Origin of the sequence: Blastococcus atacamensis, assembly GCF_002938425.1 — a bacterium.
GTDB classification, from domain to species: domain Bacteria; phylum Actinomycetota; class Actinomycetes; order Mycobacteriales; family Geodermatophilaceae; genus Blastococcus; species Blastococcus atacamensis.
This window is the reverse complement of record NZ_POQU01000043.1, coordinates 1-22,981: the sequence shown is the minus strand read 5'-3', so window position 1 is coordinate 22,981 and position 22,981 is coordinate 1. Positions and strand designations below refer to the sequence as shown.

Here is a 22,981-nt window from a genome sequence, read left to right as displayed (position 1 = left end):
ACCGGTCAGTCCGCGTCGACCGGACGCAGCTCGGGCGACGTCGCCCGCGCCTGCGCGGCCGCGAGCAGCCCGACGACGGCGGAGGCGTTGCGGATGCCGCCGTCGAAGACGCGCTGCACCGCCTCGGTCAGCGGCACCCGCTCGACGGTCATGTCCAGCTCTTCGTGCTCGACCTCGAAGCCGTCGGGGCGCCCGACGGGCGAGAGGTCCTCGGCGAGGTAGACCAGCACCATCTCGTCGCAGAACCCGGGGCTGCTGTAGTGGGTGGTGAGCAGCGACCAGCGGGCGGCCGCGAGCTTCACCTCCTCCGCCAGCTCGCGCTTCGCCGTCTCCAGCGGCGGCTCGCCGTCGGCGTCGCGGAGCCCGGCCGGCAGCTCCCAGAGGTACTGCCCGACGGGGTGCCGGTACTGACGGAGCAGGACTACGCGGTCCTCGTCGTCCAGCGCGACGACGGCGACCGCTCCCGGATGCCGCACGACCTCGCGGACGCTGTCCCCTCCTCCCGGCATCGCGACGGTGTCACGCAGCAGGGTGATGACGCGGCCCTCGTGGATCGGCTCGCTCTCGAGCACGCGGTACTCGTGCGGAGCCGGGTCGCCCGTCGTCGTCGAGGACATCAGATGCCGACCTTCTCCGCCTCGTCCTCGAACGTCACCGGCAGCCGGGTGGCCTCGGAATAGTCGATGGCGGCCTGCACGAACCCGGCGAACAGCGGGTGCGGGCGCGTCGGCCGGCTCTTCAGCTCCGGGTGCGCCTGGGTGCCCACGAAGAAGGGGTGGGTGTCCTTGGGCAGCTCGGCGAACTCGACCAGCGTGCCGTCGGGCGAGGTGCCGGAAAAGACCAGGCCGGCATCGGTGAGCCGGTCGCGATAGGCGTTGGCCACCTCGTAGCGGTGCCGGTGCCGCTCGGAGATCTCGGTGGAGCCGTAGACGCCGGCCACGACCGAGCCCTTCTGCAGGCTCGCCGGATAGCTTCCCAGCCGCATGGTGCCGCCCATGTCCCCGCGCCCGGCGACGACGTCGAGCTGGGTGGCCATGGTGGAGATGACCGGGTCCGGGGTCTCGGGGTCGAACTCGGTGGAGTTGGCGCCCTCGATGCCGGCCAGGTTCCGCGCCGTCTCGATGACCATGCACTGCAGGCCGAGGCACAGGCCCAGCGTCGGGATGCCGTTGGTCCGGGTGTGCCGGATGGCGCCCAGCTTGCCCTCGATGCCGCGCACGCCGAAGCCACCGGGGATGCAGACGCCGTCCACGCCGGCGAGCGCCTTCTCCGCGCCCTCGGGGGTCTGGCAGTCGTCGGAGGCCACCCAGCGGATCTGCACCCGGCTGCGGTGGGCGAAGCCACCGGCGCGCAGGGCCTCGGTGACCGACAGGTAGGCGTCGGGCAGGTCGATGTACTTGCCGACCAGCGCGATGGTGACCGTCTGCTTGGGCGCGTGGACCCGGTCGAGCAGGTCGCCCCAGACGGTCCAGTCGACGTCGCGGAAGGGCAGCCCCAGCCGGCGGACGACGTAGGCGTCCAGGCCCTCGCGGTGCAGCACCTTGGGGATGTCGTAGATCGACGGCGCGTCGGGGCAGGAGACGACCCCCTCGACGTCGGTGTCGCACATCAGGCTGATCTTGCGCTTCAGCCCCTCGGTGATGTCCCGGTCCGACCGGCACACCAGCGCGTCGGGCTGGATGCCGATGCTGCGCAGCTGGGCGACCGAGTGCTGGGTCGGCTTGGTCTTCAGCTCGCCCGACGGCGCGATGTAGGGGATCAGCGAGATGTGCAGGAAGAAGCAGTTGTCCCGGCCGATCTCGTGCCGCACCTGGCGGGCGGCCTCGAGGAAGGGCAGCGACTCGATGTCGCCGACCGTGCCGCCGATCTCGGTGATGACGACGTCCACGCGGTCCGGACCGTCGGCGCCGGCCAGGATCCGCGCCTTGATCTCGTTGGTGATGTGCGGGATGACCTGCACCGTGTCACCGAGGTACTCGCCGCGGCGCTCCTTGGCGATGACGTCGGAGTACACCTGCCCGGTCGTCACGTTGGCCCGGCCGGAGAGGTCGATGTCGAGGAAGCGCTCGTAGTGGCCGACGTCCAGGTCGGTCTCGGCGCCGTCCTCGGTGACGAAGACCTCACCGTGCTGGAACGGGTTCATCGTTCCGGGATCCACGTTGAGATAGGGATCCAGCTTCTGCATCGTGACCCTCAGTCCTCGACTGGCGAGGAGGGCGCCCAGCGAGCTGGCGGTCAACCCCTTGCCGAGAGAGGACACAACGCCGCCCGTGACGAAGACGAACTTCGTCGGCTGGCTGTTGTGCAAGAGCCCGTGTTCACGTGTTCCAGACGGTCGACCCACGGGAGACGACCGTAACACGGTCCGGGCCGTCGGCCGGACCGGAGTGGGGACCGCCACCCGGAGCCTCCCCCGAACGGGGAGGACCGGCCTCGGGTGCGCTCACCAGCCACACGAGGAGCGGTACGAGCAGGGCCGCCGCGGTGGCCGGCACCGCGACGCCGGAGTCGTTGACGGCAGCGCCGATGGTCAGGCTCAGGGCGGTGGCGAGGAGGGCCGCACGCAGCACCGCCGCGTCGGCCGGCGGCAGTCCGGCACCGCCGCGCAGCGGCCCGCTGCGGCGCAGCAGCCACACCGCGGCGACGCCGGCGACCGGCAGCATCCAGGCCAGCGGGCTGTTGAGCAGGATGCCGACGTTCGCCTCGGCCTTGCGGCTGATCACCGTCCATGCCTCCCCGGTGAGGAGCTGCTCGACGAACCGGCCGAGGTGGGTCCGCTCCCCCGGCGGCCGGGCCCAGTCCAGGACGGCGACGGCGCCGACCGCGACGACCGCGGCCGCGAGCACCGCGAGCAGGCGGGCAACGGTCACCCGGATGCCGGTCAGCAGCATCGCCAGCAGGAGGAAGCCGGGCAGCGCGGCCAGCACGCCGCCGAAGTCGCGGCCCAGCGGCGGCGCACCGATCACGGCCACCGCGGCCACGCCGACCGCCACCACCACCGCCCCGGTGACCCGCCGCCGCCGCGCCGGCGCCGCCCGCCGCCCGGCCCAGGTCGCGACCGCGGCGGTGACCGACAGGGCGCTGACCGAGAGCAGGCCGAAGGTCAGGTTGCCGTAGCCGGTGAACCGGCCGGCCACGACGGCGTCGTACCCCAGGGGGCCGTCGAGCTCGAGGGTGGAGCCGGTGAGCACGTCGCCGACCAGCGTGGCGAGGGTGAGGGCCAGGATCACCAGCGGCGGGCCCAGTGGCCGCCTCCGCCACGGGCCCAGCACCGCTGCGGCGGTGACGACCAGCGCGGCTCCGACCACAGCGGCGACCAACGCCCCCACCGGCGACCCCGCCCGCTCCCACGGCACCAGCCCGGCCAGGTACGTGGCGACCGGGAGCGAGGCGACTCCCAGGCACAGCAGACGCACCGTCCGCCGCAACCCCGGTCGCCCCCGGCGGGGGTTGCGGGTCATCGCGAGGCCGAGGGCGACCACGGCCGCGCCGGCGCCGACGAACATCCAGAAGAAGCCGCCGGTGTTGCGGTGGTGCGTGACGGCCGCGGTGTTCACGAGCTCGAGCTCGGTGACCGCCGCGGCGAGTTCCGGCCGCTCGCCGGTGACCCGCATCGGCTGGCCGTTCATGGACGCCGGGACGTCCAGGCCGAGGGCGCGCAGCGCGGTGGGCGCCAGGTCGATCAGCTGCACGAACGGCGCCCGCCCGGTGCTCGCCGACACCAGCCAGCCACCGTCGAAGCCGGGTCCCTCGGCGATGCCCACGTGCAGCTGGGACCGGCCGTCGTTGACCTCGGAGATCCCGGCGAGGAGCAGCAGCGTCTTCCCCGGCAGCGACTCGACCGCGGTGCGCACCCGGTCCAGCGCCTCGTCGATCCGGCCCAGCGCCGCGGTGCGGGGCAGGGGCTCGGTGCCGTCGTCGGTCTGCTCGGCCCCCGGGCGCCCGGCATCGGTCAGCTGGTCCAGGGACACCAGCGACAGCGGGCAGGCCGTCAGCGCGGCGGCCAGCTCGGCAGGGTCGCCGGGCACCGCGGCGGCCGACGTCAGCTGGACCCCGGGTGCGGCCGCCGCGAGTGCCGCGGCGCGGCCGACGACCGAGCCGCAGCCCACCTGCGCGCCGAGGGCGCCCGGCTCGGCGCCGAAGCGCACGGTGCCCGGGTCCTCCGCGATGCGGCCGACGGTGGCGAGCGGATCGCCCAGCGCGACGGCGGCGACGCGTTCCTGCAGGCCGCAGTGGGTGAGCGAGGTGTCCAGCGGCGGCTCGGCGGGCGGTGCCGCCTCGCCGTCGGGCTCCGCGCCGGGACCGGTGGGCAACGGCACCGGCGGAAGACCCTCGTCCGTGCCCGGGAACCGGGCCCGGTTGCCCGCCCCGAGGGTGGCCCAGCCGTCGAGCAGGCAGCTGGTCGACCGGGCGGCGCGGACCGACAGGGCACCGATGGCCGAGTCCTCGGCCATCGACCAGAGCACCGGTGTGGTCCCGGGGTCGACGTCGGCCCACGTGAGACCGGGGACGCCGACGACCACCACCCGGTCCACGACCGGGTCGTCGGCGGCGGCACCGGTCGAGGGCAGACCGACCAGCAGCGCGAGCAGCGACACGACCAACGCGGCGGCACGGCGGGCCGGACCGCTCATCGCCGCGACCGGGGTAGCGCGTCGATCAGCTCGCGGTAGAGGTCGACCAGGTGCGCGGCGGTGGCGGCCTCGTCGGGCCACCCCGCCGCACGCCGCTGTCCGCGCTCGGTCAGCTCGACGGCGTGCGCGCTGTCGCAGAGCACCCGGACGACGGCCTCGGCCAGTGCCGCGGCGTCGCCGGCCGGGACCAGCTCGGCGGAGTCGCCGAGCAGCTCGGGGAGCCCACCCACCTCGGTGGCGACCAGCGGGACCCCCGTCCGCAGCGCCTCCTGCGCGGTGAGCGAGCGGGCCTCCCAGCGCGAGGGCAGGACGCACAGGTCGGCGGCTCCGAGCAGGTCGGCGACGTCGTCCCGGCGGCCCAGGAGGGTCACCGGCAGCAGCTCGTCGCGGATCCGCGCGGCGAGCTCGTCGTGGAGCGGCCCGTCCCCGGCCACCACGACCAGTGGTGCGGGGCGCAGCCGCTGGTCGGCCGACCAGCGGGCGACCGCGTCCAGCAGCACGTCGTAGCCCTTCTGCGGATGCAGCCGGCCGACGGCGACGACCAGCGCCCGGTCGTCGACCAGTCCCAGCTCCTCCCGCACCTCCGTGCGGGTGCGGGCGGCCGGCGGCAGCGGTGGGGCGGCGACCGGCGCCAGCCGCACGTCGCGGGCTCCGAGGCGCCGCGCGTTCTCCGCGAGATCGGTAGAGGCGGCGAGGACGACGTCGGCGGCACGGACGGTCGCCCGCTCGGCCCGTTCCATGACCCGACGGCGCAGGCCGCCCCCGTCGGGCAGGGCGTTGTGCAACGTGAGCACCAGTCGCGCGGGGCTGGCGGCCAGCCGCCGGGCCGCCGCGGCGACGAGCCCCGCCCGGAGCCCGTGGGCGTGGACCACGTCGGTGCCGGCGAGCGCGCCGCGCAGCGCCGACACCGCGCGGGCGTCGGCGGCCGGGGCGAGGCCGGCGGAGATCTCCACGGGGGTGAAGGCGGCACCGCGGTCGGAGAAGGCGAAGAGCTCGTCGGTCGCCCGCGGGCCGCAGACCTGGACGTGCGCGCCGGCCGAGACGAGGGCCGGGACGACCGACCGGACGTGCGTGCCGACACCGCCGGTGCTGGTCGCCAGCACCTCGGTCACCCGGTGGCCGAGCAGCAGCTGCTCAGCCACCGCGCACCTCCTGCCCGCCCGACGACCGCAACTCCCGCACCGCGCGCGTCAACGGTGTGCGCGCCGTGCCCATCATGACGGCCCCCGCCACCAGGAGCACGGTCCCCCCGACGAGGACCCCGGCTCCCAGCGTCGTCAGCAGGGTCCCGCGGGGCACCGGATCGACGTCGAGGGCGCGGGCCACGACCAGCCCGGCGGCTCCGCCGAGGGCGCCCGCGACGAGCGAGGTGCCGCCTCCGCGGGCCAGGCCCGTCAGCGCACCGCCGCCCGAGATCCGGGCCACGACGGCCAGCAGGCCGGCACCGGCCACCGTGACGCCCAGGGAGTGGCCGGCCGCGAGCGCCAGAGCACGGTCCTCGGCCGGCAGCAGGCCCGCCAGCAGCACGTCGGCTCCCACCGCCAGCACCCATCCTCCGAGCACGCACGCGGTCGGCGCCTTCCACAGCCCGCGGGCGTAGAGCGCGCGGGTCAGCACCGCGACCAGCCCGTAGCCGAGCAGGCCGGGCATGAACGCCACGATGGCGTCGCGGAGCGCGGTGACCTGCCCGGTCGACCCGGTCCCGAGGAAGATCCGCGCGAGCGGCCCGGCCGCCGCGGCGATGGCGGCGGCGGCGATCACGGAGGCCGTCACGGTCAGGACCAGGACCGGCGCCAGCGCCCGCCGGTAACCCGGCTCGTCGCCGCTCTCGGCGCGCTCCACCAACCCCGGGTAGGCCGAGGTGGCCAACGGCACCGCCAGGGCCGCCCACGGCAGCAGGAACACCGTCAGGCCGGCCGTGTAGGCGACCTGGGTGCCGTCGGGGGCGCCGTCGTTGGCCAGCCGGATCGCGACCGCCGCGACGAGCTGCTGTCCGGCGAGGGTGAGGACGCCGGCGACGGCCAGCCGGCGCACCCGCGGCGCGGCGCCCACGGGGAAACGCAGGGTCGGGCGCAGTCCCAGCCGCAGGCCGCGCATCGGCAGCAGCAGGCTGAGGCTCAGCGCCACCACCCCGAGCGTCGTCCCCACTCCGAGGACCAGCTCGGCCGGCGTGCTGAGGCCACCGACGGAGCGGTCGCCCTCCATCCCGGCGAAGGTCAGGTACGCCCCGGCGACGACGACGCTGGAGATCAGCGGCGCGAGGGCGGGGCCGGCGAAGCGGCGGTGGGCCTGCAGGACGCCGGTGAGCACGATGCCGATGCCGTAGAGCACCACCTGGGGGGCGAAGACCAGCAGGAACCGCGCGGCCAGCCGCACCTCGGCGTCCTCCCCGCCGCCCAGCAGCAGCCGGGCGACGGGCTCGGCGAAGAGGGCCAGCAGGACGGCCAGCGGCGTGAGCACCAGCAGCGTCCAGCCGAGCAGCGCCGACGCCGTCCGGCGGACCTCGTCCCGGTCGCCGGAGGCGATGCCACCGGCGAGCATGGGCACGACCAGGCTGGCCAGGGCTCCTCCGGCGACGACCTCGAAGACGATGTTCGGGACGTTGTTGGCGGCCAGGTACACGTCACCGGTGCTGCCGGCACCGACGGTGTTGGTGAAGACCAGCGTGCGGCCGAACCCGGCGAGGCGGGCCAGCACGGTGAGCGCGGCGATCAGGGCCGCGGCCCCGGCCACCCCACGAGCCACCTGGCGGGCGGTCACGAGGGCAGGCGGCCGAGCCGGTCCAGTTCCCGCAGCCCCGGCATCGCCTCGATGACCCGGGTGAAGCTGACCTTCTCGCTGGCCAGCGTGAGGCCGGTGATCACGGCGAGCGCAGCGGTCCGCGCGCCGCGGCCCGGCATCGCCGCGAGCCGCAGCCCGAGCAGGGAACCCAGGGCGTTCGCGCCGCAGTCGCCGAGCATGACCTGCTCGCCGAGGTCGCTGGGCAGCACCGCCAGCGTCGCGCCGAGCGGACCGCTCACCAGACCGCCCGCAGGGCCGCCGAGGGCCGCACCGGCCGCGATCACGCCGACCTTGGCGGCGCGGCCGGGGCGCAGGTCCAGCAGGTTGAGCAGGTTCGCGGTGCCGGCGACCAGCCCGGTGGTGAGCACGCCGTCGACGAGGGCTCCGGCGCCGCGAGCCCGGTCGCGGGTCAGCAGGGCGGCGACGGCGGCGGCCGCGCCGATGCCGGCGACCTTCACCGCGCCGGCGGACACCCGGCCCTCGCGCAGCGCGCGCAGGTGCCCGGCCAGGCCCTTGTCCCGGGCCTGCTCCGGGCGTGCGCCGGCCAGGTCGTCGTACCCGCCGACGAGACCGGAGACGGTGCCGACGACGGCGGCGGCGGCCCGGGTGCCCGCAGGCGCGCCCAGGACCGCGGTGGCGGTGGCCGACAGCGCCAGGGCGGGCCCGCCGAGCAGCGTGACCGGCCGCCCGGCGTAGTTGGTGCGCCGCCAGGGAGCGCCGGCGGGGCGCTCGGTGAACGCACGGGCACCGGCCAGCGCGATGCGGGCCGCACCCGCTCCCGTCAGGGCCAGCACGAGCCGGCGCCGTCCACCCCCGGACGCTCCCGCGGTCACGGGGCCGCGGCGGGCACCGGTGGCACCGGCTGGGTGTCCTCGCCCGTGCCGTACTTGCCGGAGGTCCCCGCGGCCTCGCGCCCGAGAGCGAGCACCGTGCTGATGCGGCCGACGGAAGTGCCGATGTTGTCGACGGTGGAGACCGCCGCGGCGAGCGCCGGATCGGCCCGCACGACACCCACCAGCCCGTTCTCGCCGGCCGACGCGCCGTCACCGGCGACGACCGCACCGGACCCGGCGCCGTCGAGCGCGCGGACCAGGTCCACCAGGGCGGCGTTGCGGCTCTCGGCGTCCTCACCCTCGGCCTCGGCCTCGCCGGAGGTCAGGACGACGGCGTAGTCGGCGGGGCTGACCGAGGAGCTCTCCTGCCGGAGGACATCGAGCGAGCTGAGCCCGGAGACGACCGAGGAGATGGCGGCGGTGTCGGGAGCGGGGCCGCCGGGCGGGGTCATGAGCACCTGGGACAGCAGCGAACCGACCTGGGCGCCCACGTCGCCGTCCTCGGGGAGCTCCACGCCGGCCGGCCGGCCGCTGCCGTTGACGTAGTTCTGCAGGCTGGTGCTCGTCGACGGGTCGCTGTACTCGGCGCGCAGGCGGAGCACGCCGCTGACCGACCCGCCGGCCTGCTGGATCATCGCGGTGACCGATTCCACGGTCTCGGGGGCGACCTTCTCGTCGGCGGCGACGAGCAGGACCGAACGACCGGCGAGGGCACCGCCGACGAGGGCCGGGGCGACGGCCTCCTGGAAGCCCTCCGCGGTGTCGAGCTGGGTCTGCAGCTCCTGGGTGCGGTCCTCCAGCGAGCGCTTGTCCTGCTCCAGGTCGGCGACCTGGCCCTCGATGTCGGCCTGGATCGGCTCGTTCAGCGCGGTGGTCCCGATGACGATGCCCAAGGCGACGGCCAGGAAGACGGCGATCAGCGAGACCAGGTGATAGCGGAAGTCGATCACGAGAGGAGGTTCTCCAGCCAGAAGACGAAGCTGTTCCATTGGTCGAGCAGGAGGTCCAGGTAGACCCGCCCGACGGCCGACACCGCCAGCGTCGCACCGATGGCCACCAGGGCCGCGAGCACCATGACCACCAGCACCGCCGTGGAGATGCGACTGCGGTAGAGCCGGCTGACGCCCTTGGCGTCGACGAGCTTGCCGCCCAGGCGCAGCCGGGTCAGGAAGGTCGAGGCCATGCCGCCGCGGCCCTTGTCGAGGAACTCGATGAGGGTGGCGTGGGTGCCGACGGCGACGATGAGCGTCGCGCCCTTCTCGTCGGCCAGCAACATCGCGATGTCCTCGCTGGTGGCCGAGGCCGGGAAGGTGATGGCCTCCACGCCCAGGTCCTGGACGCGGGAGAGCCCGGGCGCCCGACCGTCGGCGTAGGCGTGCACCACGACCTCCGCGCCGGAGCGCAGGACGTCGTCGCTCACCGAGTCCATGTCGCCGATGATCATGTCCGGCGAGTAGCCCGCCTCGACCAGGGCGTCGGCTCCTCCGTCGACGCCGATCAGGACGGGCCGGTAGTCGCGGATGTAGGGGCGGAGGGCGTGCAGGTCCTCCTTGTAGTCGTAACCGCGGACCACGACGAGGACGTGCCGGCCCTCGATGGAGGTGGTGACGTCGGGGACACCGACACCGTCGAGCAGGAGCGCACGCTCGCGCTTCATGTACTCCATGGTGTTGGCCGCGAACGCCTCGAGCTGCACCGACAGCCCCGCCTTGGCCTCGGTCATCGCCGCGGCCACGGAGTCCGCGTCGTGGACGGTGCCCGCGGCGACGACGGTGCCGTCCTCGGCGATCAGCTGGTTGCCGTCGAGCCGGACCGGGGTGCCTTCCTTGAGCTTGCCGAACACGTCCTTGCCGACGTCGTCGAGAAGCGGGATGCCCGCATCGATCAGGATCTCGGGGCCGAGGTTGGGATAGCGGCCGGAGATGCTGGGAGCCGCGTTCACGACCGCGGCGACCTTGCAGCCGACGAGGGCGTCGGCGCTGACCCGGTCGATGTCCACGTGGTCGATGACGGCGATGTCGCCGGGGCGCAGTCGCTTCGTCAGGTTCTTCGTGCGGCGGTCCAGGCGTGCGGTGCCCGAGACGCCGGGCTCCGCTTCCTGGGCCCGGCCGCGGCGAACGGTGCCGATGCGCATGACACCGCATGCTGCCACGCACGGGTGCCCGGGCCACCCTTCGACGCGCGTCAGCGATCCCTCAGTCACGCACAGTGTCCGACACCACGTCCTGCCGACACGCCAGTCGCGGCCGCGCCGACGACCCGGCGGGACCGTTACCGACTCGTGACTAACGTTGCGCACGTGACTGGAGTGGCGGGTGCCCTGACGACCCCGATGACCCTTCTGCAGGACGGGGAGGACGTCGACGGCCCGGTCGGCCCTGCCGTCATCCGGGCGGTTCCCCGACCTGAGCAGGCCGAACGGGAGGAGAGCGCGGCCGCGACCCCCGCCGTCGAGGCGCCCCCGGTCGAGCAGCCGGCACCGGTCGCACCCGAGGTGCCGGCTCCGTCGGCCGCGGTACCCGATCCGGTGGCCGGCGCCGCCGTCGCCGAGGGCGCGCCCGCCACCCCGGCACCGGCGTCCCCGGTCGCCGTGACCGACGGTGAACCGACCGGGCCCCGGCGCGCCCGGCGCACGCGCGGCGGAGGCATCCGGGAACGCCGTCGCCAGCAGACCCGGGCGCGCATCGTCGATGCTGCCACCGACCTGTTCGCCGAGCGCGGCTTCGACTCGGTGAGCGTCGTGGAGATCGCCCAGCGCGCCGGCGTGGTGGAGAAGACGGTGTTCAACCACTTCCCGGTCAAGGAGGGGCTGGTCTTCGACGCCGACCCGCCGATGCGCGCGGCGCTCCTGGACGCGGTGCGCCGGAGGCCGGCAGGCGAGTCGGTGGCCGCGGCCGCCGGCAGCTTCGTGGTGGCGGCGGTGAGCCTGCTCGGGACGCCCGCGGCCGCCGACGGCGTGGCGCAGATGGCGCGGGTCATCCGCAGCAGCCGCACGCTTCTGACCCGCGAGCGGGAGATCCTGGGCGAGCTCACCGACTCGCTCGCCGAGCTGATCGCCGAGGAGACCGGGGCGCGCGCCGGGCAGATCGAGCCGTGGCTGGCCGCTCACGCGGTGCTCGGCCTGTACGCATCGCTGTTGGAGCTGGCCCGCGACCGGGTGCTGTCCGGGGTGAGCGGGCCGGAGCTCGCGGTGGAGCTGCGCCGTCAGGGACGCCGTGGGCTGGCACTCCTGCAGTTCGGCCTCGCGGGCTACGCCAAGCGGCGGTGAGCTATGCATTGTCGTCCTCCGGACGACGACCGCGGCCAGGAGCCGTTCCCCTGTTGCGTTGAGCCCCTTCCCCGGCACTCCTCGGGGACCCTCCGGGCCCCCGCTCGTCGCGCCGCCTCGCAGGGCGGCTCCCAGGTCCTCCTCGGGAGGCCCTCCGGGCCCCGCTCGAGAGGTCAGACCTGCAGCGCCCGCAACAGCTGGCCGCCGCGGTCACCGGGCAGGTCGGCGTCCCGGGTGAACAGGGCGACGGCGACCATGTACCCGTCCTCGCCCGCCCAGCCGTCGCCGTCCGCGCAGAGCCGGCGGATGTGCTCCCGGACCTTCGGCTCGTTGCTGTAGGGCCCGAAGTCCAGGCCCATGGCGAGGAAGTTGACGACCCGGTAGCCGAGGTCCTCGGCCACGCGCACGGTGCCCTCGGGGTCTGAGTAGCTGGCCACCGCGGCGATCACGTTGTCGTATCCGGCCTTGAGCAGCTGCAGCAGCAGGTCGTTGCCGCGCACACCGCCCCAGAGCTCGGGCATGAGGATGTCGCGGTCGGGCGCCGGGATGTAGGGCGGGTTGGAGATGACGGTGCGGGCCTGCGCTCCCCCGGCCGAGTCGGCCTGGTCGAAGAAGTCGCCCAGCTCGACGGTGTAGCGGTCGGGCACGCCGCGCTCGGCGATGTTCGCCCGCGCCTTCTCCACCGACGGCGAGCTGATGTCGTAGCCGTGCACCCGCAGCCCCGGCAGCGAGCGGACGACGTCGGCGATGACCGTGGCGTCCCCACTTCCGAGCTCGTCGACACCACCGTCCTCCCACCGCAGCTGCTCGCGGTACTGGTCGAGCAGCATGCAGACCGAGAAACCGTAGTGCGCCGACTCGTCGACGGAGGAGAAGCAACTCACCGAGGCTCCCTACCCCGGGCCGGCCCTGCGCAAGCCCGTGGTCACCCGACGGGGGAACCGGTCAGCGAGCGGTTGCAGCGACCGCCAGGAGCTCACGGGCGTGCGCCTGACCGGTGTCGCTGTCGGCCAGCCCGGAGAGCATCCGGGCCAGCTCGCGAACCCGGTCCTCGTCCTGGACCGACCGGATGTCGGTGGCGGTGACCCCCGCGCCGGTGTCGGGCGACTTGTCCACGACGAGGTGGGTGTCGGCGAAGGCGGCGACCTGCGCGAGGTGGGTGACGACGACGACCTGGTGGTCCCGCGCCAGGCGCGCCAGGCGTCGGCCGATCTCGCCGGCCGCCTGCCCGCCGACGCCGGCGTCGACCTCGTCGAAGACCATGACCGGCACCGGGTCGGCGCCGGCGAACACCACCTCGATCGCCAGCATCACGCGGGAGAGCTCACCGCCGGACGCTCCCTTGTGCACCGGCCGCGCGGGTGCGCCCGGGTGCGCGGCCAGCAGGAGGGCGACGTCGTCGATGCCGTCGGGCCCCGGCTCGTCCGGGTGGCTGTCGACGGAGAAGGAGACCCGGGCGCTCTTCATGGCCAGGCCAGCCAGCTCGGCGCCGACCTCGGCGGCGAACCCCTCGGCGGCGGCGCGGCGACCCGTGGAGAGCTCGGCGGCGAGCCGGTCGACCTGGGCTCGGGCGGCGTCGCGCTCGGCGGCGAGGGCCTCGAGCGCCTCGTCGGAGACGTCGAGCTGGGCGAGCTTCTGCTGCGCCTGCTCGGCCCAGGCGAGCACGCCGGAGGCGCCCTGCCCGACCTCGGCGTACTTGCGGACGAGCGCGGTGATCGCCGCCCGGCGGTCGAGGACCTCCGCCAGCCGTGCGGGGTCGGCGTCGAGGTCGGAGACGTAGCCGGAGAGCTGGGCGGACACGTCGGACACGACCGCGACGGCGTCGGCCAGGTCCTGCGCGAGCATGACCAGCGTCGGGTCGTCGGAGGAGGCGAGAGCCCGCTCGGCGATGGCCAGGGCTGCGGCGGCGTCCTGCGGCGCCTCGTCCCCACCAAGGTCGCCGGTGACGTCGCCGACCAGCGCGAGCCGCGCCTCGTCGGCGGCCGCCCGCAGCGCATCGGCGTCGCTGAGCCGCTTGGCCTGCGTGTCGAGGGCCTCGTCCTCGCCGGGCTCCGGTGCGACGGCGGCGATCTCCTCCAGCCCGTGGCGGAGCACATCGGCGGCCTGGGCGAGTTCGCGGGCCTGTCCGCGGCGGCGGTCCAGGTCGGCGGACAGCGCCCGCCAGCGCTGGTGGGCCTCCCGGTACCGCTCGAGGAGGTCCAGGTGCGCGGGACCGGCGTAGCGGTCCAGCGCGCGACGCTGCTCCGCCGGACGGGACAGGCGGAGCTGGTCGGTCTGGCCGTGCACGGCGAGCAGGCTCTCGGACAGCTCGGCGACCACCCCGACCGGCACGCTGCGCCCGCCCAGGTAGGCGCGGGACCGCCCTTCCGCGCTGACCGTGCGAGCCAGGATCAGGCTGCCGTCGTCGTCGGGATCGGCACCGGCGTCGGCCGCCCGCTCCCAGACCGGTGAGCCGGGCGGGAGCTCGAGACGGCCCTCCACGCCGGCGCGACCGCTGGCCCGGACCCGGCCGGGGTCGGCCCGGCCACCGAACAGCAGGGTCAGCCCGGTGACGACCATGGTCTTGCCCGCCCCGGTCTCGCCGGTCACGACCGTCAGCCCCTGGCCCAGCTCGAGGGTGACGTCGTCGATGGCGCCGAGCCCCCGGATGCGCAGCTCGGAGAGACGCCCGAGCGACGTGCTGGAACGCACCTCCCGCGAGGCCCCGCGCCGGGCGTCGGCGAGGCGTGGGGGTCGGGAGGACCCTCCGTCAGGCGTCGCCGTGCGGGGCGCCACTGCTCACCTCTCCCCCACCGGAGCCGTCCGCGGTCAGGACGTCGCGGGCCAGCACGTTGCGGCTGGTGAACAGCTCGTGGCCGGGCCCCGCGTGCCGGGCGTCGCGGAAGCCGCGCACGGGGAGTCCGAACTTGGCCACCAGCCGGTCGCCGAACGTGGCGGCGTGCACCCGCGCGATCCGGACCGGGCGGTTGGCGCGGCGCACGTCGACCCGTCCGCCGTCGGGGATCGCGACGATGCGGCGGCCGTCGGCCGACACGCGGGCGCGGTTGCCGTCGGCGGGGATCGCGACGGTGAGCACCGAGTTCGGCGAGGTGACCAGCGGGCGCGCGAACAGCGCGTGCGCGTTGGTGGGGACCAGGAGCAGCGCCTCGACGTCGGGCCAGACCACCGGGCCGCCGGCGGAGAAGGCGTATGCCGTCGAGCCGGTGGGCGTCGCGCAGAGCACCCCGTCGCACCCGAAGCTGGTCAGCGGCCGGCCGTCGATGGCGATGACGACGTCGAGCACCCGCGAGCGCTCGGCCTTCTCCACCGAGACCTCGTTGAGCGCCCAGGTGCCGCCGACGACGGTGCCGTCGCGGTCGAGGACGTCGACGCGGATGGCCAGCCGCTCCTCCACCGAGTACTCGCAGCGCTCGATGGCGATGAGTGTCTCCTCGACCGCTTCGGGCTCGGTCTCGGCGAGGAAGCCGACGCGGCCGAGGTTGACGCCCATGAGGGCCGCGTCGGTGTACCGGGCCAGCTCGGCGGCCCGCAGGAAGGTGCCGTCGCCGCCGAAGACCATGACGATCTCGGCGTCCCGGGCCGCGGCCTCGTCGGGTGCCACCACCTCGGCGCCCGGGATGTCCAGCTCCTCGGCCTCGTCGTCCAGCAGCCGCACGCCGATGCCGCCCTCCATCAGACGCGCAGCGGAGGTGCGGGCGAGGTCGACGATGTCGCGCCGGCCGGTGTGCACGGTCAGCAGGACGCGGCGCTCCCGCTCCTGCCGCCCTGCCGTGCTCGAGTCGCTCACTGCGGTCCCTCCTGGACTGCTCGACGGACGGCGTCCTCCTGGATGGGCCCGGCGTCGGACCGCAGCCAGAGGAAGAACTCCACGTTCCCGGCCGGACCGGGCAGCGGGCTGGCGACCACCCCGGCGGTACCCCAGCCCAGTCCCTGGGCGGCGCGCCCGACCTCGAGGACGGCCTGCACCCGCAGCTCGGGGTCGCGCACCACCCCGCCGGCGGGCAGCCGTTGCTTCCCGACCTCGAACTGCGGCTTCACCATGGGCAGCAGGTCGGCACCGGGGCGGGTGCAGGCGGACAGCGCCGGCAGGACCTTGTGCAGGGAGATGAAGGAGAGGTCGGCGACGACGAGGTCCACCGGGCCGTCGATCGCCTCGGGGGTGAGGGTGCGGACGTTGGTGCGCTCGTGCAGCCGGACCCGCTCGTCGGTGCGCAGCGACCAGGCCAGCTCCCCGTAGCCGACGTCGACGGCCACGACCTCGGCGGCTCCGCGGCGCAGCAGCACCTCGGTGAACCCCCCGGTCGAGGCGCCGGCGTCCAGCGCCCGCCGCCCCTCCACGGTCACCGGGAGCGCATCGAGCGCGCCGAGCAGCTTGTGCGCGCCCCGCGACACCCAGGTGGGCTTGTCGGGATCGGTGCGCACGACCACCGGTGTCCCGGACTCGACGCCGGTGGCCGGCTTGGTGGCGGCCTGCCCGCCGACGGCGACACGCCCCTCGGCGATGAGCGTGACGGCGTGCTCCCGGGACCGGGCCAGGCCGCGGCGGACGAGTTCGGCGTCGAGCCGGTTGCGGCGAGCCATCAGAGGGCGTCGATCGTGCCGAGTTCGCGTCGGAGCCGCTCGTGCTCCGCCTCGAAGACGGCGACGTGCTCGGCGACGGGGACCCCCTCCAGGCCGGTGATCCGGGTCGCGGACGCTGCGTCGGACACGACGTCGGCGCGCTCGTCCCGGGCGATGCGCGGCTCCTGGCCCTGCGCGGCACCCGAGACGGACGCGGCACCGTGAACCGGCGCAGGCGTCGGCGAGGGCCCGGGCCGGGGCGGCCCCGGCACCGGTCGCTGCACGCTCGGCTCGGTCATGATGTGCCTCTCGGGTGGTCGGTGCGGTCGTCTCGACGGAGTCGGAGGTCCGGCCGGTGCGCCCGTCGTCCCCTGCGGAGGTTACCGGCCGGGCACGACGGGAGGAGTCCGGCGGCAGGGCGCGATAGCGTCCAGCGGACCGTTGCCGCCGCCCACCCTCGGGAGACCCGCCTCCGTGGCCACCATGGACCAGTGCATGACCGCCCTCACGGGGATCCTCGGTGGGCTGGCCGCCAACCCGGCAGCCGCCGGACTGGATCGCACGCTCTCCTGCCGGCTCACCGATCTCGACCAGGTGGTCGTCGGCCGGCTCAGCTCCGGCTCGGTACGGGACATGCGGGCGGTGGCCGACGGACCCGAGGTGCCCCGGGCCGACATCCGGCTGACCATGACCAGCGACGACCTCGTCGCGCTCACCGACGGCCGGCTGTCCTTCGGCTCCGCGTGGAAGGACGGTCGGGTCAAGCTCGAGGCGGGACTGCGCGACCTGCTGAGGCTGCGCAAGCTGCTCTGACGCGCGAGGGCGGTTCAGCGGCGGGCCGGCACCAGTCCCCAGGCCCCCAGCGCCTCCGCGGCCCGGCCGTCCGCCGCCACGACGCGAGCAGCCACCCCGTCGTCGGGGTTCATGCTCCAGTTGGCCACGCAGAGCGCCCGGAGCCCGTCGAGGCCGTCGCCGCCGCTCGGCCGGTCGCCGGAGCTCGCCAGTTCGAGCGCCCTGTGCCCCTCGGCCGTGCGGACGAGCCACGCCCCGCAACGCCAGGACCGCCCGGTGTCCTCGACCGCTGGGTGCGGGACGAGGAGTCCGGCGGCGTCCGGGGCGAGCAGATCGGGACGTCGCTGCGGTCCGGCCGCGAGGAGGGAAGTCGGATCGGTGACCCCGGTGAGCACGAGCAGGCTCGCTGCCTCCGCTCGCCGCGCTCCCTCGATGTCGGTGTCGAGACGGTCGCCGACGACGAGCGGCTGCCGGGCGCCGGTCCGCCGCACGCACTCGGCGTGCATCGCCGGGTCCGGCTTGCCGGTGACCAGCGGCGGCACACCGGTGACCCCCTGGACGACCGCCACCAGGGCGCCGTTGCCGGGCAGCGGCCCCCGCGGGGACGGAACGGTCAGGTCGCCGTTCGTCGCGACGTGCCGCGCCCCGTTGCGGACCGCGACGACCGCTTCGGCGATCTGGGCCCAGCCCACCTCCTTGCCGTATCCCTGGACCACCGCGTCCGGGTGGTCGTCGGCGGAGTCCACCACCGTCAGCCCCGCCGCGATGAGGGCGACGGCCACGCCCGGTCCACCGACGGGGAGCACCCGGCCCCCCGGGCCGAGCAGTCCGGCCACCACGGTCGCCGCCGCCTGGGAGCTGGTGATGACGTCCTCCGGCGCGGCCGCGACACCCAGGTCGGTGAGGTGTGCGGCGACCTCCTCGGGGGTCCGTGAAGCGTTGTTCGTGACATAGCCCAGCCCCATCCCGTCGCGACGCGCCGACGCGAGCGCGTCCGGTACCCCGGGGACGGCGTCCGGCCCGATGTAGACGACACCGTCCAGGTCGAGCAGGGCGACGTCGTACTCCGTGCTCGGCGGGCGCTCCGCGCCGGCTGCCAGCGGCACGGGGCCGGTGCCCGCGCTCACGCCGTCCCCCGCAGGAGCCGCGCACGGACACCACGGAGGGCTCGTGCGTAGTGGGGCAGATCGGGTCGCATGGCCGCGGCGAGAGCCAGGTGCTCGGCCGCGAGGTTGAGCTCGCCCGCCCGGTCGGCGGCCAGCCCGAGCCCGAACTGCGCGTAGTCGTCGGTCGGGTTGAGGGCGATGAGGCTGCTGAAGCTGTCGATGGAGTCCTGGTAGCGCCCGGCGTCGTACTGCGCCCGGGCCAGCGCCTCACGGATGCTCCGGGATCCCGGCTCGGCGGCCGCGGCACGTGCCAGCAACGTGGCCGCCGCGTCAGGATGCCGATCGGCGAGCAGTCTGAGGCCGCGCTGGTACCACTCGTAGACGTCGCCGTCGGGCAACGGTCCTGCCGCGTCCTGAGGCGGTTGCGACTCCGGCACCGCGGTCCCTTCCCTCGGCTGGCAGCGGCCCGTCGCACACCGTCGGCGTGATCGCCTGTCGGTGCCCGGACGTGCCCCTCCTACGATTCTGGTCGTGCACCCGTCGTCGGCAGGATCCCCCTCGCTCCGGCCGGGACCGGGTCTGCTGGTCCGGCCCTTCCGGGCGCTGACCTACCGGCAGCGAGACCCGGCCTACCTGGCCCGCGTCAGCTCGCCAGCCTACGACCTGGTCACGCCCACCGGGCGGGACCGCCTGGCCGACGCCGACCCGCACAACGTCGTCCGGCTGATCCTGCCGCGCGTGGCCGCCTCGGAGCGGGACGGCGCCACCTCCGCCCAGCTGGCCGCCGCGACGCTGAACGCCTGGGAGTCCGAGGGCGTGCTGGAGCGGGACGACGTCGCGGCGCTGTGGCTGTACGACCTGGCGCCTGCCGACGGTGGTGCGGTGACCAGCGGCTGGCTGGGTGCGGTCGCGCTGCCACCGCCGGAGTCGACGGCCGTGCTTCCGCACGAGGACACCTTTCCCGATGCGGTGGAGGGCCGGCGGGCTCTGCTCGCGGCCACCGGCACCGACCTGGAGCCGATCGTCCTGGCGCACGACCCCGAACCGGCCCTCCTGCAGCTCGCCGCGAGCGTGCGCGATGTGACGCCGACGCTGGAAGTCAGGGACGCCGACGGGGTGCGGCACAGCCTCTGGCGCGTCGCCGACCCCGGGATGGTCGCCGCCGTGCACGAGGCCCTGAGGCGCACCGAGGCGGTCATCGCCGACGGTCACCACCGGTTCGCGGCCGCCCGCGCCCACGCCCGAGCAGAACACGGCGCCCGCGGCAGCGACGCGGTCCTGGCACTGGTCACCCCGATGGGCCCCGGTGGCCTGCGGGTGGACCCGATCCACCGCGTCGTGCCGGGACTGGCGCTCTCGGCCGCGCTCGAGGCCGCTGGACGGGGCTTCGTCACGGCCGACGTGCCCGTCGGGGCCGACGGGGCGCCCGCCGCCGTCGCCGCTGCCGCCCATTCCTGGCTGGGTGATCCGGCCGAGCGGGGCTTCCTCGTCACCGACGGCCGACGGCTGGTCCGGCTCAGCGCTCCGTCGCAGGAGGTGCGCGACGCCGTTCCGGCCGAGGCGCCGCCTGCCTGGCGCGACCTCGACGTCGTCCTGGCCCATCACGGCCTCATCGGGTTTCTCTGGCAGCGGCCGGACACGGTGGACTCCGTCGTGATCGCGCACGGGCTCGAGGAGGCGCTGCGCGTGGCCGCCGACACCGACGGCGTCGCGCTGCTGCTGCGGGCCCCCTCCCCCACCGACGTCGCCGCCGTGGCGCGGGCCGGGGTCCGGATGCCCCGGAAGTCCACCCTTTTCGTGCCCAAGCCGCGCACCGGGCTGGTGTTCCGGCCGCTGGCGGACTGAACGCACCGGTCAGGCTGTCTCTTCGGCGTTCCGGGCGGCGGACCCCGGCACTTTCCGCCCGCGACGGCAGTTCACCTCGCAGACCGAGGCGGTGCCCGAGCCCGTGCGCCAGAAGCGCCGCTGCAACGCCCCCTCGACCTCGACCACGTCGCCGGGTTGCCAGGCTGCCATGCGCCGCTGGAGGCCCCGGTCGTAGGTGATGCAGGTGAGGACGTCGACGGACTGGCCCCGGACGCGCGGAACCGGCCGGCGCACGATCAGCCGAAAGGTCAGGAGCGTGTCACCACTGGGCAGCGTCCGCAGTTCCGCCGGGGCGGACACCCGCCCACGCAGCACCACGTCGTTGCGATCGATCACGGCCACGGTCATGACCGGAGCCTGACCGGTCGGGCCCCCGATGTGGCGTGCTCGGAACGGACTGTGGATGCCGCGTCCGCATGTGGACGGACGCGGCATCCCGTCCCGTGCTCAGTGCTCGTTGCCGCCGGCGTCGGGGTCGGTCTCGCCGAGCAGCTCGGCGACTTCGGCCTCGACCTCCTCGTCGAAGCTCATGCCCTGGACGCCGGGAACGTCCTCGATCTCGTCGGCGTCGACGTCCTCGTGGGTGACCACGTCACCGTCCGAGGCCTCTCCGAGGTCGTCGTGGGTGTCGTCCTCGTCGTCGGCGTCCTCGGCGGAGTCGTCGCTGGTGACGTCGTCGGCCTCGGTGTCGAGCTCCGCAAGTTCCCCGAGGTCGGTGAACTCGACTCCCAGGTCCTCGCCGGCAAGTTCGGGATCGATGGCCGCGACGGCGTCCAGCCACTGCTCCGCCCGCTCCTCATCGCCCTGCGCACGCAGCAGGTCGGCGTAGGCGGCCGCCAGGCGCAGCTGCCCCTCGTCAGCCGCGTCCAACTGCTCGGGCTCGGGACGTCCTCCGAGGGCGGTCTCCAGCACGATGCGGGCCGCTGCGTCCTCGCCGAGGTCGCGCCGCGCACCGGCCTCGACGAGCCTGAGCTCGACCATCTCCTCGGCATCCGGGTGAGCCACCAGGGCCTCGCCGACGAGGCGCAGCGCGACCTCCGGCCGGCCCAGCGCGCGCTCGCAGTCGGCGAGCACCGCTCGATAGGCCTCGTCGCCGCTCATGCGGCGGTAGGCGCGGAGTTCACGAGCCGCCTCCGCGTAGTCCTCCGCGTGGTAGGCAGCGACACCGACGGCCTCCCGGACGACGGCGAGGCGCGATGCGCGGTCGCGCGCCGCACGCGCGTGAGCCAGAGCCGTCACGGGGTCCTCGTCGACGAGCGTCCCTGCCACGACGAGGTGGCCGGCGACCTGCGCCGCGTTCCGCGCATCCAGGCCCCGCAGCGCGGAACGGATGCTGGCGTCGAGCTCGCGAGGGTCCGCCCACTCGGGGATCTCAGGGCCTGCCGGCACCGGCGGCCGCCGATCGGTGGCCTGGGGCCCACCGCGGCGATCGTCGGACGGCCGGCGGTCCTGCCAGTCACCACGCGGCCGGTCACCCTGCGGGCGGTCGGAGCGCTGGGGCCGGTCACCCTGCGGACGACGGTCCTGCCAGTCACCACGCGGCCGGTCACCCTGCGGACGATCCGAGCGCTGGGGCCGGTCACCCTGCGGCCGGCGGTCCTGCCAGTCACCACGGGGTCGATCGCCCTGCGGGCGGTCGGAGCGCTGGGGTCGGTCACCCTGCGGACGGCGGCCCTGCCAGTCACCACGCGGCCGATCACCCTGCAAGCGGTCGGAGCGCTGCGGCCGGTCACCCTGCGGCCGGCGGTCCTGCCAGTCACCACGGGGCCGATCGCCCTGCGGGCGGCGGTCCTGCCAGTCACCACGGGGTCGATCGCCCTGCGGGCGGTCGGAGCGCTGGGGTCGGTCACCCTGCGGACGACGGTCCTGCAAGTCACCACGCGGCCGATCACCCTGCGGGCGGTCGGAGCGCTGCGGCCGGTCACCCTGCGGACGACGGTCCTGCAAGTCACCACGCGGCCGATCACCCTGCGGACGGTCGGAGCGCTGCGGCCGGTCACCCTGCGGCCGGCGATCCTGCCAGTCACCACGGGGTCGATCGCCCTGCGGGCGGCGGTCCTGCCAGTCACCACGCGGCCGGTCACCCTGCGGACGATCCGAGCGCTGCGGCCGGTCACCCTGCGGACGACGGTCCTGCCAGTCACCACGGGGTCGATCGCCCTGCGGGCGGCGGTCCTGCCAGTCACCACGCGGCCGGTCACCCTGCGGGCGGCGGTCCTGCCAGTCACCACGCGGCCGGTCACCCTGCGGACGATCCGAGCGCTGCGGCCGGTCACCCTGCGGACGACGGTCCTGCCAGTCACCACGCGGCCGGTCACCCTGCGGGCGGTCCGAGCGCTGCGGCCGGTCACCCTGCGGACGATCCGAGCGCTGCGGCCGGTCACCCTGCGGACGACGGTCCTGCCAGTCACCACGCGGCCGGTCACCCTGCGGGCGGTCCGAGCGCTGCGGCCGGTCACCCTGCGGACGATCCGAGCGCTGCGGCCGGTCACCCTGCGGACGACGGTCCTGCCAGTCACCACGCGGCCGGTCACCCTGCGGGCGGTCCGAGCGCTGCGGCCGGTCACCCTGCGGACGACGGTCCTGCCAGTCACCACGGGGTCGATCGCTCTGCTGACGATCCGAACGCTGGGGACGATCACCCTGCGGGGGGTCGGAGCGCTGCGGCCGGTCACCCTGCGGACGACGGTCCTGCCAGTCACCACGCGGCCGATCACCCTGCGGGCGGCGGTCCTGCCAATCACCGCGTGAACGATCCGAGGCCTGAGGCCGTCCACTCCGTGAGCTGCCTCCTACCGCCCCGCGGGAGCCGTCCTGCGGCCGATCGCCCCGGTATGGCTGGCGCGCCTCACGAGGACCGCGCCCCGACCCGGAATCACTGGAACCGCGTCGCGGAGCAGTCATGTTCTCTTGTTACCTCTTCGCTGGACGCCGCGCTCAGCCTCATGCCGGCAGCGGACGGAAAAGACGAACGGGGGTCAGAGCGCGTGGCTCTGACCCCCGTTCGTCGAAGTGTTGTCCGGCGGCGTCCTACTCTCCCACCCCGTCTCCAGGGCAGTACCATCGGCGCTGAGAGGCTTAGCTTCCGGGTTCGGAATGTTACCGGGCGTTTCCCTCTCGCCATGGCCGCCGTAACTCTGT

The 22,981-nt window shown here is 74.9% G+C and carries 21 protein-coding genes and 1 rRNA gene; 4 read left to right on the top strand and 18 right to left on the bottom strand.

Annotated features, from left to right (window positions below; genetic code table 11):
• Positions 1–5 precede the first annotated feature (5 nt).
• From C5508_RS11660 to steA, 8 genes are read right to left on the bottom strand one after another with little or no spacing between them, the layout of a single operon-like run.
• Positions 6–617, bottom strand: coding sequence for an NUDIX domain-containing protein (locus tag C5508_RS11660; RefSeq protein WP_104525116.1), 612 nt, complete (start codon positions 615–617; stop codon positions 6–8).
• Positions 617–2,344 (bottom strand): CTP synthase, encoded by a 1,728-nt coding sequence (locus C5508_RS11655; RefSeq protein ID WP_269801781.1) that lies wholly within the window; start codon positions 2,342–2,344, stop codon positions 617–619. The genes C5508_RS11660 and C5508_RS11655 overlap by 1 nt, the downstream gene beginning before the upstream one ends.
• On the bottom strand, positions 2,319–4,634 hold the full coding sequence (locus tag C5508_RS11650; RefSeq protein ID WP_104525114.1) for an alkaline phosphatase family protein: 2,316 nt from the start codon (positions 4,632–4,634) through the stop codon (positions 2,319–2,321). The genes C5508_RS11655 and C5508_RS11650 overlap by 26 nt, the downstream gene beginning before the upstream one ends.
• Entirely contained in the window at positions 4,631–5,776 is a 1,146-nt protein-coding gene (locus C5508_RS11645; protein WP_104525113.1) for a glycosyltransferase family 4 protein, read from the bottom strand. The genes C5508_RS11650 and C5508_RS11645 overlap by 4 nt, the downstream gene beginning before the upstream one ends.
• The gene (gene murJ / locus C5508_RS11640) at positions 5,769–7,394 is read right to left on the bottom strand and encodes a murein biosynthesis integral membrane protein MurJ (RefSeq protein ID WP_104525112.1); all 1,626 of its coding nucleotides are present in this window, start codon (positions 7,392–7,394) and stop codon (positions 5,769–5,771) included. Before murJ ends, C5508_RS11645 begins: the two co-directional genes overlap by 8 nt.
• A complete protein-coding gene (locus tag C5508_RS11635) occupies positions 7,391–8,248 on the bottom strand; it encodes a hypothetical protein (RefSeq protein WP_104525111.1) in 858 nt (285 codons plus the stop codon). The genes murJ and C5508_RS11635 overlap by 4 nt, the downstream gene beginning before the upstream one ends.
• A complete protein-coding gene (locus C5508_RS11630; RefSeq protein ID WP_104525110.1) occupies positions 8,245–9,198 on the bottom strand; it encodes a copper transporter in 954 nt (317 codons plus the stop codon). Before C5508_RS11630 ends, C5508_RS11635 begins: the two co-directional genes overlap by 4 nt.
• A complete protein-coding gene (gene steA, locus C5508_RS11625) occupies positions 9,195–10,382 on the bottom strand; it encodes a putative cytokinetic ring protein SteA (RefSeq protein WP_104525109.1) in 1,188 nt (395 codons plus the stop codon). Before steA ends, C5508_RS11630 begins: the two co-directional genes overlap by 4 nt.
• 198 nt (positions 10,383–10,580) lie before the next feature.
• Here steA and C5508_RS11620 point away from each other — a divergent pair, with 198 nt between their 5' ends.
• The gene (locus C5508_RS11620) at positions 10,581–11,516 is read left to right on the top strand and encodes a TetR/AcrR family transcriptional regulator (RefSeq protein ID WP_232797075.1); all 936 of its coding nucleotides are present in this window, start codon (positions 10,581–10,583) and stop codon (positions 11,514–11,516) included.
• A gap of 173 nt (positions 11,517–11,689) precedes the next feature.
• On the opposite strand, the gene C5508_RS11615 is transcribed toward C5508_RS11620, so the two are convergent.
• The 5 genes from C5508_RS11615 to C5508_RS11595 form a co-directional block, all read right to left on the bottom strand.
• Positions 11,690–12,400, bottom strand: coding sequence for a class I SAM-dependent methyltransferase (locus tag C5508_RS11615; RefSeq protein WP_104525107.1), 711 nt, complete (start codon positions 12,398–12,400; stop codon positions 11,690–11,692).
• 61 nt (positions 12,401–12,461) lie between these two features.
• A complete protein-coding gene (gene recN, locus C5508_RS11610; protein WP_104525125.1) occupies positions 12,462–14,207 on the bottom strand; it encodes a DNA repair protein RecN in 1,746 nt (581 codons plus the stop codon).
• Between the two features lie 58 nt (positions 14,208–14,265).
• A complete protein-coding gene (locus C5508_RS11605) occupies positions 14,266–15,303 on the bottom strand; it encodes an NAD kinase (RefSeq protein WP_104525106.1) in 1,038 nt (345 codons plus the stop codon).
• Complete coding sequence (locus C5508_RS11600; protein WP_104525105.1) at positions 15,300–16,097, bottom strand: TlyA family RNA methyltransferase; 798 nt, start codon at positions 16,095–16,097, stop codon at positions 15,300–15,302. Before C5508_RS11600 ends, C5508_RS11605 begins: the two co-directional genes overlap by 4 nt.
• Positions 16,097–16,375 carry a hypothetical protein gene (locus C5508_RS11595; protein ID WP_104525104.1) on the bottom strand — a complete coding sequence of 93 codons (279 nt, stop codon included), beginning with the start codon at positions 16,373–16,375 and terminating at the stop codon, positions 16,097–16,099. Before C5508_RS11595 ends, C5508_RS11600 begins: the two co-directional genes overlap by 1 nt.
• 196 nt (positions 16,376–16,571) lie before the next feature.
• On the opposite strand from C5508_RS11595, the gene C5508_RS11590 reads away from it, so the two are divergent.
• A complete protein-coding gene (locus tag C5508_RS11590; RefSeq protein WP_232797074.1) occupies positions 16,572–16,889 on the top strand; it encodes an alkyl sulfatase C-terminal domain-containing protein in 318 nt (105 codons plus the stop codon).
• Positions 16,890–16,903: 14 nt separating this feature from the next.
• On the opposite strand, the gene C5508_RS11585 is transcribed toward C5508_RS11590, so the two are convergent.
• Together C5508_RS11585 and C5508_RS11580 are read right to left on the bottom strand one after the other, a co-directional pair.
• Positions 16,904–17,995, bottom strand: coding sequence for an HAD-IIA family hydrolase (locus tag C5508_RS11585; protein WP_104525102.1), 1,092 nt, complete (start codon positions 17,993–17,995; stop codon positions 16,904–16,906).
• On the bottom strand, positions 17,992–18,372 hold the full coding sequence (locus tag C5508_RS11580) for a tetratricopeptide repeat protein (protein WP_232797073.1): 381 nt from the start codon (positions 18,370–18,372) through the stop codon (positions 17,992–17,994). The genes C5508_RS11585 and C5508_RS11580 overlap by 4 nt, the downstream gene beginning before the upstream one ends.
• A gap of 133 nt (positions 18,373–18,505) precedes the next feature.
• Here C5508_RS11580 and C5508_RS11575 point away from each other — a divergent pair, with 133 nt between their 5' ends.
• Positions 18,506–19,819, top strand: a complete 1,314-nt coding sequence (locus tag C5508_RS11575) for a DUF1015 family protein (protein ID WP_104525100.1) — start codon at positions 18,506–18,508, stop codon at positions 19,817–19,819.
• 9 nt (positions 19,820–19,828) lie between these two features.
• Here C5508_RS11575 and C5508_RS11570 read toward each other — a convergent pair whose 3' ends face one another.
• Together C5508_RS11570 and C5508_RS19565 are read right to left on the bottom strand one after the other, a co-directional pair.
• Complete coding sequence (locus C5508_RS11570) at positions 19,829–20,188, bottom strand: single-stranded DNA-binding protein (protein WP_104525099.1); 360 nt, start codon at positions 20,186–20,188, stop codon at positions 19,829–19,831.
• Positions 20,189–20,287: 99 nt separating this feature from the next.
• Positions 20,288–21,079, bottom strand: coding sequence for a tetratricopeptide repeat protein (locus tag C5508_RS19565; RefSeq protein WP_157944077.1), 792 nt, complete (start codon positions 21,077–21,079; stop codon positions 20,288–20,290).
• Between C5508_RS19565 and C5508_RS19560 the strand changes: the two genes are divergently transcribed.
• A complete protein-coding gene (locus C5508_RS19560) occupies positions 21,062–22,591 on the top strand; it encodes a hypothetical protein (protein ID WP_157944076.1) in 1,530 nt (509 codons plus the stop codon). The two genes, C5508_RS19565 and C5508_RS19560, sit on opposite strands and share 18 nt — an antisense overlap.
• 266 nt (positions 22,592–22,857) lie before the next feature.
• Here C5508_RS19560 and rrf read toward each other — a convergent pair.
• A 5S ribosomal RNA gene (gene rrf / locus C5508_RS11560) occupies positions 22,858–22,974 on the bottom strand.
• Positions 22,975–22,981: the final 7 nt, after the last annotated feature.